We start from the raw sequence: 12,986 nt of genomic DNA on the forward strand, positions 1-12,986 counted from the left end.
CGTTTTTTTATAACCGCTGTTCTATATGGAAAATATTACCATATAGAAATAGGCTTGTAAAGTATTTTTATATATTTATTTATAAATATTTATTTCTAGTAAAAAAACTACACTTTTCAGTATAGTTTTTAACTCTTTATATATATTGATATTCTCAACGGAAATAGATTTGTCCCATTCCATCTTTGTTAGCCCATATTGGTGCTTTCACACTATCAATCCCTATCATTTTAAAAATAAAGAAGTGATGTTCAGCTTTTATCTTAAAATTTAACGGCTGATTATGATCCACGCGCCCTTTAGTATATTCATATTTCCATCCATCCATATTCTGCTCTTTCATTTTCTTCTCTATATCAGGAATTAGATTTACGTTTTTTCCTTCATATGTGTACTGAAAACCACCTGTTTGTTCTGCTAACTCTACTGTACTAGAAGCAAAATCATGTGCTTTTACTAACTGCATTCCATACAGTACACCTTCTGGTATAAGAGTTATCAATAATAAAGAAAGCGTTAGAAAAAGCGCTGTTGTTACTGTATTTTGCATTTCTTACACACCTACTTTTTCTTATTTATTTCACGTTTCCTCCAGCTTTCTTGTTGTCAGAATCTGCTTCATAAATAAATATGTGTCTTGCGTTACTCTTAATGTTACCTTTCTTTTCATCAAATTGTTTCGTATAACTAGCAGCTTCCGCTTCTCCTTCAACCGCAATCATTGCAGGTTGCTCTTGTACAGCATGTACAGAAAACTCTCGTTTTGATGCAGGATCCTTAAATGTTGCATTTTGTTTATAAGACTTTTCAAATTCTTTCTTTGCGATACCTGGTTCAATAGCAATTTCTTCTTGCGCTCGTAAAACACCTACTTTTACGGCTTTATCCATTGCTGTACTTCCAGCGCGTTCTGATGCAGACTTATTATCTGTGTGTGTTGTATCTCCAATAATCATATCTGTCATTAAGAATAAACAGCCAACAAATAATAATATTGAGGCGGCCCCTATAATAAATTTTTGCATCTTTCTTCACCCCTCCTTAATTTTCAGACTTCCGAAATCGAAATCCACTTAAAATGGAACTTTTCTTTTGATTCAACAATTGGTTTGGCAGTAATAACTCTGCTATTTCCTTCATTATTCCTTCAAGCTCTTTATAATAGTTCCGACTAGATAGTAACGTACTACTTTTTAATTGAGATTCAAATACATCCTCTATCTCATATGGTGCTAAAGCAGTTAATACCTTATCGCCAAAACATTCTTCTACTACTTCATGCTTTAAAAGTGCAGTAGAAAACTTATTCCCAATAATTCTCGTTTTCTCTAAAACTAAGTAAGAAACAAGTTTTCTCTCCTTTTGTGTAAGAGGATGCGCTATCTTTAACAATTGATGCAGATCTGGTTCTGCTACAAAGAAAATAAAATCTGCCATTTCACATATTTCATGGTATAAATCTTTATCCCAATCGTACCCCGCATCAATAATAGATATAGGCGCTTCTTGGTTAGCCAATAATACCTTAATAAAATGGTCAAAGTCCTGCTCTGTTTCGTTTTTCAGCTCTTGGTCCACTATAGGATTCTTTACGATATAATTTATTCTTCCTTGCTTCCATTTTGGAATTGATAATATATCAGATTCCTTCTGTAGCATCTCCTTATATCGCTGTAACATAAATTCACTACGATAGTTTTCTGGTGCTTCTGTATATCCCTTTAATAAAGGATACGTATATCCATCATCATATAGATTCTCTATATAGTTCACATCAATCTGTAGTTCATTTAAGTAAGCAGCTAAAAGATGTGAAACAAAAGTTGCACCACTTCTTTTGTTCATGCTGGCCACAACAATTGTTCTTCTCGGAATAGCAATACCTATTTGTTTTTCATATACCGGCTCAAAAGCCAATTTATATTGTTTTTTTATAATAGGTGCTTTTTGTGACTCACCTGGAACAGACTTACGCTTTTGATTGTTTTTAAATAGTTTCTTGGAGTTAGAGGAAGCTTCATTGTTGCCACCTTCCTCTAATTCACTTGATACTTCCTCTTCTTCCTCATCAACAGGAACTTCGGGTAACTTTGTTTGTTGTGGTGCCTGACTTGCGCCTACAATTTCTGCTACATTTTTAATATCCGACTCCTGTAGCAGCTGCGGGATAACTTTATTATCAATATCAATTCTACGAGAGTTAAAAATGTCATAGATACCTAGATAAATCAGTTTCGCCAAAAACTCATCATCATTTTCACGCTCTGTAAATACCACAATACGAATATCTCGATTAAAGCGAATATCTCTTAGTTTCTGTAAGATAATCAATTCACGTTTCTCTTCATGTCCCGCATCAATATTTAATCGTTTGTCATTAATACATAGAATATCGGGCTGTTCTGTATCTAGAATTTCATCTAGATACTTGATATGCATCACATCACTATCAGCTACTTCAAATCCCGCACCAATAAAATCCTCACGTAAATATGCCGTATATACAGTATCACTAATAGCTAAAACGATTTTTTTCACCATAGTTAACCTCCTACAAAATCTAACGTTGGATTAAAATCATGTTTTCAATTGGAATTTGTGCCTCAAGATGAACCTTCCCAATAATCTCATTCAAAATATACTCAATTTCAACTTGTTCCATTGTACGTGGAGCTCCAAAATCAGAATTTAGCTTTACTCGTATTTCTAATCGATCTTGTATCTCATGTAAAGGTGTACCAAGATAAAGAATGCTGTAGTATAAAACACCATCTTCAATATTTTTTTGAATCATATCTTTTGTTTGATGAATAAACGTAACCTCAGCAAGCTCAATAAAAGGATCATTAATTGTTACTTTGCTATTCCAATTTAAATTCCAAATCTCGCAATGTTCTTCCGCATGTACAACAACTCCATTAACAGAAGGCGTAATCGCGAAAAGACGATCTACAGGAACTTTGGTTAACGAGGTACTATTACCTTTCTTTAATTCAATTCCTTTTTCCATTCGCTCATGTTCAAAAGCATATTCAGCACCAGTGAATGCAACTTCGCAAAATACTTGTTCTAACAATGGACGAATCCCTTCATATGTTCGTATAGCAAATACACTAAATTCCTGTGTTTCATCTGTACGAATGATTTCGTACAATTCATATTCAGATGCATTTGCTAAGGCAAAAGGAATATCTTTTATAAAATTCGGATCAGTATATAGATTCTCAGGAATTTGCGTTTCAGGATGATTTATAAACTCAAGGCATAATTGATATCCTTTTAAAAATGCATTTTTAACAGCTGCAGGGAATAGAGTTTCAAAACGTTTCACATTATTTTTAAACGTTTTTTCTTCAATTTCGTTATTAAATTCTCTTTCCTGTAAGATATTTGCCTTATTCCCTAGTAATAAAAAGTAGTGATTAATAATGCGACTAATATCCTCTTCAAATGCTGCATTCTCCTCACAATACTTTGTAAATCGTTCTTTACTCATGTTCACAATTTCGTTCATAGCTTCAAATTCTCCCTTTTTATTGTTATTTATACAAAAAAAAGACACACCGATGGCAGGTTATGTGCCTTCGGTGTGTCCGTTTAGCTAGAAATTAAATCTATTAATTTGTATATTTCTCTTAATTAATTGTAGTTCACGTATAAGAATACCTCTATGAATTTTAAAAGTCAATAGATTAATTACCTCCTTGTAAACTTATATTTATTCCTTCTTTCTATTTTTCTATGTATTTAATTTAAAAAAATACAAGTAATTAAATATAAATAATCCAAGTATTTTATATAAAAACAACAAGAAATATATATAACTAAACTCAATCATTAATTATAAAGAGATTCAGCAAACACCTCTAAAGCCTTGTATTACATACGTTCCTGGATATTAAGCTAAATTCACTATCGTAATATCCCCATTACATACAAGCTCTACATCATAGAAATCACAAATTAAGAAGTTAAATACCATATTACTAAGAATTCACAAGGTTAGAATCATATTACTAAGATAACCACAAGTATTGAATCGAATTATGAACATACTGAGTCGTAACCAAACATAACGTAAATCAATTATATGCTTCCGTAAAAATGCTAATAGATATATTTTCCTAAATAAAAAAGCATGTCTTCAAATTAAAGAACATGCCAAATAACCCTTGCTTTTAAGTAACTTTTTAACAAGGGTTTCCATATATATTTTTTTAAAATCACATAAATTCCGGATAAACACCATTCTTCTTATGATAATTTATCATTGCATCGTGTTTTTCCCCTGTAGACAAGTTTTTTTCCTTAAAACCTATCCAGGACTCTCTAAACTTTACACGCATAAATGCTGGAATAGAGAATATTTCTTGCTCTTTCAAACAACTTTCCACTTGATCTAATGCATAAGTCATTGCGTAAATTAATAATTCACTTTGTTTTTGTTTCGTCGGTAAATAGATTGCGATATCAACAATTTCTTGTCTAAATGCAGTCATTATATTTTCTTTATCTTTTTTACGTAACACCTGTCCCATATGTTTCAAACGAGACACCGCTTCTTTTCTGCACTTCGCTACTGGTCTATGTAATTCTTTTTTATCATTCTCAATTACGCAGTTTGAAGAAAATACAACGTTGAACTTCTCAATGATGATTTGTTTTACCTGTTTCCTTGCACTAGTAATTCTTGTTTCATTAGATTTCTTCTCTTTAGAATCGATTGCAGTAAATTGCACGATGGGGTTAATAATTTCTATGTAGTGTCTTACTTTCTTTGCATTACGATTTAATCTCCTTTTTAAGGAAGACATCTTTCTTGTAATCTGAAACTCCTCAATTTTATGTTTATAATGTTCCATACCTACTTTTCTTGAAAAAGTATTGATTAAATCTAAAAGGAATATAATCCCTCTATTATCACGAGCCTTTACTAGACTACTCATTATCGTTGTTTGAATTAGGTGAAATGGAATACGGAAATACGATAGCGATATGCCTGTCATCTTTGCAGTTTCTGCAGTAGTGTGGTTATACAACGCATAATCTACAATTTCATATACAGTACGATTTCCAACAGGTGTTTCTTTTACGAGTCTACGCTCCAAACAAACTTGAAACCCTGTATAAATTGTTGTGTAGGGAATCCCACTTTTCTTAGCAAGATCCATTATTTGAAATTCACGTGGTAGCATTCCTATATCATTGCATTCAAAGTGAAGCAAGATGTAAGTAGCTAAAGCTGAAGATGGTAACTCTTTTCTTTCATTTTCTAGTTTTACGATGTTTAATAGTCCATCAAAAAATTTAACCCCATGAACTTTAAAGTTCTGTTGGGAAAAAGCCATTTGCGTATGCATAATGTTGCTAACTCCTTTCGAAAGAGCAGAAAAAGGCACTGTCATACCACGGATACAAAAATACTACTCTCTTAAAAGAGTAATACTTGTATAACAACGGTAAACAATGCCTAAAATTACGCAAGAAATCCCCTTTTTAAGTTGCACAAATACATAAGATACAGTAAAATTATCTTATAATTTCATGCAAAATAAAAAGGTTTATTGGCTTTGTTTACCGCGGTCGATTGAAAATTTCTTTTGGGATTTTTGTGCGGTGTACCACAATGAAGTAGTTGGCGCTATTTCATTGGGCTGATGAACCTTTTTTTGCTTTTTTATATTTTATTTTTTATTATATAAATATTTTATTATTAATAAATTTGTATCTAAAAAAATACAAAAATATAAAGTAACTACATCATATATAGTTTTTCCCATGGTTGCAAGGTGATTTTTTCAAAAGTATGACCTTTGCTAAATGACTATGTATAAATAACCACCACTCAAACACCTCGTTGAGCACCGCTCAATCAAAAGTCAATTCACAATAAGTAAGAACAACTTAAACAGCCTCTGATCAACCGCCTGATTGTCGCTCAATTAACAAAATATCATCGATAAAGCGCATTAATGGCACATTTTTCATTATCCACACCTTAAATCACCCAACTAATCACCAGTCACTCGTGTGTAAATACTGTTATTTCGTATGTAGGTTGAGTGGTGATTGAACGGTTGATTTCATTGCATTAAACCTAATTGTAATCAGTCAATTAATCACCGGTCAATCATATTACTATTTTAGAATGAATGATTAGCGAATGGTTGAGTGATCGAGTGAAGGTGTAAGTTTTGAATAAGAATAAACTGTTTTTTTATGATTAATATAAAAATAGTTTCATACTACTAATTAAGTAGTATGAAACTATTGAAAGAGATGTTTTGGTCAAGAGGTTTTTGCTTACTAACTACTGGTGGTTCATCAATAGACGTAGTAAAAAAATATATTGAAAATCAAAGTGAAAAGTGAGGTGAAATGATATGACAAAGCATAATAAAGCATATAAATTCCGTTTGTATCCAACAGGAGACCAAGCACATCTTATGCGTAAAACCTTCGGTTGTGTACGTTTCGTGTATAACAGAATGTTAGCCGAACGGAAAGAAGCGTATGAAAAACACAAAGATGATAAGGAACAACTAAAGAAACAAAAGCTTCCCACTCCTGCGAAATACAAAGCAGAATTTGAGTGGTTAAAAGAAGTTGATTCATTAGCACTGGCAAATGCTCAACTAAACTTGCAAACTGCCTATAAGAATTTCTTTCGTGGTCAAAATGACTTCCCAACATTCAAAAGCAAAAAAGACAGAAAGTCTTATACAACGAATGTAGTGAACGGAAATATTATGTTGCTTAACGGTCATATTAAATTGCCAAAACTGAAAATGGTACGTATCAAGCAGCATAGAGAAATACCACAAGACCATGTAATCAAGTCATGTACGATTTCTATGACACCTACTGGTAAATACTATGTGTCTATCTTGACTGAATACGAAAAAGAGATTGTACAAAATGAAGTAGAAACAGTTGTTGGATTAGACTTTGCGATGGATCGATTATACGTTAGTTCTGAGGATGAGAGAGCCAATTATCCTAAGTTCTATCGTGAAATGTTAGACCGATTAGCAAAGGCACAACGAGTATTATCAAGAAGAACAAAAGGTTCTATTCGTTGGAATAAACAACGTATCCGTGTAGCTAAGTTACATGAAAAAGTAGCGAACCAACGTAAGAACTTCCTTCATCATAAGTCTAAAGAGTTAGCTACTCATTTTGATGTTGTAGCTATTGAAGATCTAAATATGAAAGGCATGTCGCAAGCACTTCATTTTGGAAAAAGCGTCGCTGATAATGCTTGGGGTATGTTCACTTCTTTTTTAGCTTATAAACTACACGAACAAGGCAAACAACTTATGAAAATAGACAAATGGTTTCCTTCCACAAAAACATGTAGCAGTTGTGGAAATGTGAAAAACATGTCATTGTCTGAGCGAGTATATTCTTGTATATGTGGTGTAAATCTTGATAGAGATTATAACGCAGCTATCAATATCAAAAATGAAGCAATACGCCTATTAGCGTTGGCATAGATAGCAATAAAATAACCCTTGGAACGAGGGGGTTAGCTCGGTTGTCTTAGGACAAATTCGTTAGCTATCAAAAGTAACGACTAACCGAGAAGCCACCACTTCAAACAGTCCATTAGGACGTTAAGTGGCGGGTAGTTCACAGATTGGAAGAAATAGAATTAGAAAACTCTTTGTATAGCAAAATAAACCTAAGTTCTATGATTATTATAAGTGTAAAACAATAGCTGTGAATGAATCATATTGATAATCAATGAACTAAGCTTTTGAAATGATATTAAGAATAAGCAAAATAAAAAGGCTATCAAATGATAGCCTTTTTATTTTTTTCCAAAAAGCTTAGAGAAAAAGCCGCCTTTTTGTTCAGTATTCTCTTGTCGCTGAGCATTAGCACTTTTTTGTTCTTGAATTAATCGTATAGTACTCATTAACTTTTCGTCACGTTCCTCTAATCGCTTATTGATTCTATCGAAATTATCCTGACTTTGTTTAGCCACCGCAGCGAAGAATTCCATATTTTGTTTTGTTAATTCTTCAGTCACTTTAGCTGTAACTTCCTCAGTAATTTTTTCCGTCAAAGCTTCTATAAAGTCTGGATTGACCTGTTGTGCTTTAACTAGTGATGTTTCTTTTGGTTCACCATCACCGTCAACATCTTCAGCATAAACATTGCGAATAACCGTCGGATCCATATCTAAAAGCCCAACAATTTCGTGCTTTTTCTTTGACTCAGAATAATAATGTTTAATCTTTTTTACTGTATCAATACTATCCTCATGAACATATTTAAGTTGGCGTTCTTTTTTTATGTTCAAGTACTCATCGAAATCATTCAACCATCTACGAAGAGTACTTTCAGGAATATCAAGCATGGTTGCTACTTCAGATACGCGATAATAACCATCGCTTAACTGTTCATCAATCATTTGCTCACCACCTAACTATATGATGCCTGTCCTATAATACATTATATAAAAATTCTATAGAAACTAAAAGAACCCCTTTGTAGATTACATAAAATATCATGGACTTTTATACCTGATCACTCAATCATTCACTGCTCATTTATTTAGCTGCATACCAATAATACCTATGTTATCGAGCGGTGATTAGTCGGGTGAGCGTGATTAACACTTGATTATGTACAAAATCACCTTAAAATTCTGTGAACTGAACTAAAAATTTTACATGGATTTTCACTTATTAAAATGCATCTTTTATAATCATTACGTATTCATTACAGTGTTTATTACCGTAATAAATGCGTAACAATTAAAATATTAATTACGGTAATTATTACGGAAGTATTTAAAGTATTGATTTAATAAGATTCTTGATTATCATCCGTAGATGTATTATAGTTAGTACATACAATACTTCGGAAATATATACCGAAGTATTTACGGCTTTTATAACGGTATTAAATTCCGTATAATTATCTTGTCTTTTTGTACCTATAGATAAAATTTATTATTTATTAAAGGTGGTGTGAAATTATTGTCTAATATATCAATGAGTAGTAGTGAAATTATTGATGTGCTTTGTGAGAATTTAAATGATGGGATTTGGGCTTTACGTGTGCTATACGCCGAGGGCGCAATGAACAAAGAAAAGTTATGGGATTATATCAACCAATATCATAAAGACTATCAAATTGAGAATGAAAAAGATTATGAGGGTAAAAAAATACTTCCATCGCGATATGCTTTAGATATTATGACTGCAAGACTTGAAGGAGCAGGGTTAATATCTTTCAAAGCAATAGGACGTGTTCGAATTTATGACGTAACAGATCTAGGAAATGTTTTAATTAAGGAACTGGAAAAACGAGTTGAGAAAAACAACTAAAATATATATTTGAGGAGGATATACATATGGCAGGCAATTTTTCAGAAATCGAAAGCCAAGGAAATATTAGTTTGAAATTTGGATTCTTAGGACTAGGTATGGGTGGATGTGCAATCGCAGCAGAGTGCGCAAATAAAGAAACACAAATTAAAAATAACAAATACCCATATCGTGCGATTCTTGTTAATACAAATAGTCAAGATTTTAATAAAATTGAGATTAAAAACACAGGGAACGTCCGTAAAATACAGTTAGAAGGATATGAACAAGGTGCAGCTCGTAATCCACAGGTTGGAGAGGAAGCATTTGTAAAGCATGAAACAAAGATTTTCGAAGCGGTAAAACAGGAATTTGAAGATCGTGATTTTATTTGGATTACGTGTGGTCTAGGTGGAGGAACAGGAACTGGTGCTCTATTAAAGGCTATTGAAATGCTCTATGAACATGATTACAATTTTGGATTGTTACTGACTTTACCACGTGATGCTGAGGCTTTAAAAGTATTAGAAAACGCAACTTCACGCATTCGTAGTATTGCTATGAACCAAGAAGCTTTTGGCTCAATTGTATTAATAGATAACGCTAAACTATATAGAAAATTTGAAGAGGAAAATCCAAGTGCTTTAGCAAACGAATATACTAGCTATAGTAACAAATATATTGCTGATGCATTACATGAGATTAACCTAGTTACTTCATCATTTACACCGTTTTCAGATACACATTTTGATGCGAGTGAATTTGCTCAAGTAATTAATACACCAGGCGTTTTATCATTAGCAAAATTAGAACTAAAATCAAATCAATTAGACACTGAAAACCCGCTAGGTTACTTGACTCAATTAGGTAACGCACTAGAAAAAGGCGTTTTATACGATACAGAAAGAGAAGAGCTAGAAAGTGCTAAAAAAAGCGCGCTATCTATCGTTACATCACCGCTGCGAGCAGGGCGATTATACAACTTCTCATTCCTTAATCAAATGGAAAACTTCTTAAAAGAAAGAACTCCATATGTAGATGAACGTCCTATAGCTCCATACGTTAATAAACATACAACAAAAAAAGAAGAGGATATAGTAAAATTCTATTCAGTTGTTGCAGGACTACCATTGCCAAAACGTGTGAGTGATATTATTGATGAGATTACGAGAATTAAAGAAGAACGTGAGCAAGCTAATTCTAAGAAATCCAATGCTGTTTTAAATAAACTTTTTGCATTCGATGATTCAGTACAAGAAGAAAAACCTAAAAAGAAAAAATTGAATTTTGGTGCTGAACCTGAAGTAGAAGTTGCTGACGATTCACAACCAGCAAAGAAGAAATTATCATTCTAAACAAAAGACCGACAAATATAATTTTGTCGGTCTTTTTCTATTTCAATAGCAAAAAGAAACTACAATGCACAAGTGATTAATCTATTATATTTTCTGTATGTGTAACATGTCTTTATATAATGTAATTGTTTAAATAAATTGTTAGGCCGTCCTAACGATTTTAATCCAATACTTGAACCTTAAAAAAATTGTTCGGTTAAAACATGTCTTCCGTCCGAACAATTTTAAAAGAACCGAAAGACTATATAAATCAATGTTTCTAGCGAAATTTTAGGAAGAGAAGTAATCCAAACTTCAGCGTACGAGTTTTAGTATCTAGATTAACGCAAATTCAGCTTAAACTTTTAATAATTTACAACTAAATTTTGCTGTAATAAGATATATAGAAATGGTTGTTATTTATTGAAAATAAATTCGAGTTATGGAGTTGCATATAATGAAAAGTACAACGTATAAATATACAAGCAAAGGTACACAGAAATCCTTTCGTTTAAAAGAGGTCGATATATTTGTATTTACATTTTTATATTACAAAAGGCATCTTACTACACGACAAATTACTCAGCTTTATAGTGCATTTGAGGGTAGAGATTTTTCTGAGGATAGTGTGTTTACGAAACTTAATCGTTTTTCAAAATATGGTGCTATCCTGACTAAAAAAATTGATAAAAGAGATGACAGCATAACCAGACGTGCGACATTCTCCTTAAAAGATAGAATGGTTGATTACCTTCAAGAATTAGGAAGGATTCCTGCAGGATCTTCAAAACGTAGATATTCTTCGTCAATCTCACTACATACACTCTGCTCACGAGAAATATTAGTACGCACACTTTTAGAAGTGTCGAAAAAGACCAATACGAATAAGATATTATGTGAGTTAGATATTCGCTCATATCATCAAAAACAAAAGAAAACAGAAATTGAAGATGCAGGTTTACTTCTAATTCCTGATGAACACATTTCATATAAAGACAAAAATATTTACATTGAAATGGATATGTGTAAAGAAACCAATGCTACCTTAGTTGAAAAGGTTGGGAAGTATATTGAATATGCACAAAAAAACACTAAGAATATAACTGTTGTTTTTGTTATGTATGACAAGTCGATGTTCCTTGCAGAAGATGCAGAACCTCCATACGTACGTATGAAAAATCTCTTATTTTCTATGCGAGAATATCATGAACATTTAATGAATCTACCAAACCTAAATATGCACATCTGCTCTTTGAAAGAAGCTGGGGATGTTATTTCAGATATTCTTCTAGGAATAGATGATAATCAAAACTTTGAACAAGATATTCTCTTACCTTTATCTAAACGTACAGTAGGAGATGCCGATTGGCGCTATGCATTTGTTGAAACAGTTCAAACATTTAAAGAGAAAATTGATGGTGGTCTTAGACGAACGTATAAGAGAGATAAAGATGTAATGCAAGATTTCTTCTTTATTTTTGGGAATGAAAATGATTACCGAATGATTGCTAGATTAGACGATGTTGTGTTTTCAAGAAGAGAAGGTGATGAAGGGGTGCCACTTGTTGTAATTTATCCAAAGCGCAAAAAGACTAGAGATATACTTTTAATGGACACGTATGACAACGTATTACTGCTATCCCTCCAAAATGAAGATGTTACTATCGACGCAGATGAACAGATCATGGCACGTACTGCAAATAACATACATCCGAAAAGACGTAAGCTTGTTGAATTATATTAATCGTTAATTTTTTATATACTTTTATACAATTTTATTGATTTTTATTGTTTAAGGTGATAGAATTACGTTTGAACTAAACACAAAAAACTACAATCAAATCAGAACATATGAAATTAAGGCAAGCGACACACGCTGTTTTTACAGTGGGTGTCGCTTGCCTTTTTTTATATGGAGAAAGGTGGAAAATCAAAATGGATTTACAATATGCAACTACTACTACTGGGGGAGTGCTCTCTGCTAGAGAAGCATTTAAAAACCCGGAACTAGTCCTTAATCATATTACAGAAGAGGGGGCAACGTTTAGTGTTTCTCTACAAGATATCCAAATTCCAGGGAAACCAAATTTCTATTGGTACGATGTCATAATTGAAACGGCAACAGATAAAAAAATTGAGATAAATATCGCGGTACTTTCTCAAGAAGAATACAATCAACTCTGTGAAAGAGAGAGTATTGATTTATATTTAAAACAAACTGAAGATGCAGCAAAATTCTTTCTCGAAAAATCAAAGGAACTATTCCCACCAAAATTTAATAATCGATTCCAATTTAAACATAAAGCTCAACTGTATCTGTAAGAAGTAGGTG

General features: G+C 32.5%; 11 protein-coding genes and 1 pseudogene. 6 read left to right on the forward strand and 6 right to left on the reverse strand.

Annotated features, from left to right (window positions below):
- Window positions 1–154: 154 nt before the first annotated feature.
- The 5 genes from J0835_RS27500 to J0835_RS27520 all read right to left on the reverse strand — a co-directional run bounded on the left by J0835_RS27500 (window position 155) and on the right by J0835_RS27520 (window position 5,360).
- Window positions 155–550: a DUF4320 family protein gene (locus J0835_RS27500; RefSeq protein ID WP_001181745.1), complete on the reverse strand. Its 396-nt coding sequence runs from the start codon at window positions 548–550 to the stop codon at window positions 155–157.
- A gap of 25 nt (window positions 551–575) precedes the next feature.
- Window positions 576–1,025, reverse strand: coding sequence for a hypothetical protein (locus J0835_RS27505; RefSeq protein ID WP_001168864.1), 450 nt, complete (start codon window positions 1,023–1,025; stop codon window positions 576–578).
- A gap of 16 nt (window positions 1,026–1,041) precedes the next feature.
- Complete coding sequence (locus J0835_RS27510; protein ID WP_000239320.1) at window positions 1,042–2,541, reverse strand: hypothetical protein; 1,500 nt, start codon at window positions 2,539–2,541, stop codon at window positions 1,042–1,044.
- A gap of 19 nt (window positions 2,542–2,560) precedes the next feature.
- Window positions 2,561–3,514 carry a hypothetical protein gene (locus J0835_RS27515; RefSeq protein WP_001002940.1) on the reverse strand — a complete coding sequence of 318 codons (954 nt, stop codon included), beginning with the start codon at window positions 3,512–3,514 and terminating at the stop codon, window positions 2,561–2,563.
- 709 nt (window positions 3,515–4,223) lie between these two features.
- Window positions 4,224–5,360, reverse strand: a complete 1,137-nt coding sequence (locus tag J0835_RS27520; protein WP_046199611.1) for a hypothetical protein — start codon at window positions 5,358–5,360, stop codon at window positions 4,224–4,226.
- A gap of 904 nt (window positions 5,361–6,264) precedes the next feature.
- On the opposite strand from J0835_RS27520, the pseudogene J0835_RS27525 reads away from it, so the two are divergent.
- Together J0835_RS27525 and J0835_RS27530 are read left to right on the forward strand one after the other, a co-directional pair.
- Window positions 6,265–6,372 (forward strand): annotated as a pseudogene (locus tag J0835_RS27525) (transposase); the annotation flags it as partial.
- 11 nt (window positions 6,373–6,383) lie between these two features.
- Window positions 6,384–7,496 (forward strand): RNA-guided endonuclease TnpB family protein, encoded by a 1,113-nt coding sequence (locus J0835_RS27530; RefSeq protein WP_000160678.1) that lies wholly within the window; start codon window positions 6,384–6,386, stop codon window positions 7,494–7,496.
- 317 nt (window positions 7,497–7,813) lie between these two features.
- On the opposite strand, the gene J0835_RS27535 is transcribed toward J0835_RS27530, so the two are convergent.
- A complete protein-coding gene (locus tag J0835_RS27535; protein ID WP_000564666.1) occupies window positions 7,814–8,419 on the reverse strand; it encodes a DUF3967 domain-containing protein in 606 nt (201 codons plus the stop codon).
- A gap of 586 nt (window positions 8,420–9,005) precedes the next feature.
- Here J0835_RS27535 and J0835_RS27540 point away from each other — a divergent pair.
- The 4 genes from J0835_RS27540 (at window position 9,006) to J0835_RS27555 (ending at window position 12,976) form a co-directional block, all read left to right on the forward strand.
- Complete coding sequence (locus J0835_RS27540) at window positions 9,006–9,341, forward strand: hypothetical protein (protein WP_000098927.1); 336 nt, start codon at window positions 9,006–9,008, stop codon at window positions 9,339–9,341.
- A gap of 26 nt (window positions 9,342–9,367) precedes the next feature.
- Entirely contained in the window at window positions 9,368–10,675 is a 1,308-nt protein-coding gene (gene repX / locus J0835_RS27545; RefSeq protein ID WP_000918313.1) for a plasmid replication protein RepX, read from the forward strand.
- 436 nt (window positions 10,676–11,111) lie between these two features.
- A complete protein-coding gene (locus tag J0835_RS27550; RefSeq protein ID WP_046199612.1) occupies window positions 11,112–12,398 on the forward strand; it encodes a replication-relaxation family protein in 1,287 nt (428 codons plus the stop codon).
- A 107-nt stretch (window positions 12,399–12,505) separates the two neighbouring features.
- On the forward strand, window positions 12,506–12,976 hold the full coding sequence (locus J0835_RS27555; RefSeq protein ID WP_080450312.1) for a hypothetical protein: 471 nt from the start codon (window positions 12,506–12,508) through the stop codon (window positions 12,974–12,976).
- Window positions 12,977–12,986: the final 10 nt, after the last annotated feature.

The organism is Bacillus cereus group sp. Sample62, from assembly GCF_036851315.1.
GTDB classification, from domain to species: domain Bacteria; phylum Bacillota; class Bacilli; order Bacillales; family Bacillaceae_G; genus Bacillus_A; species Bacillus_A wiedmannii.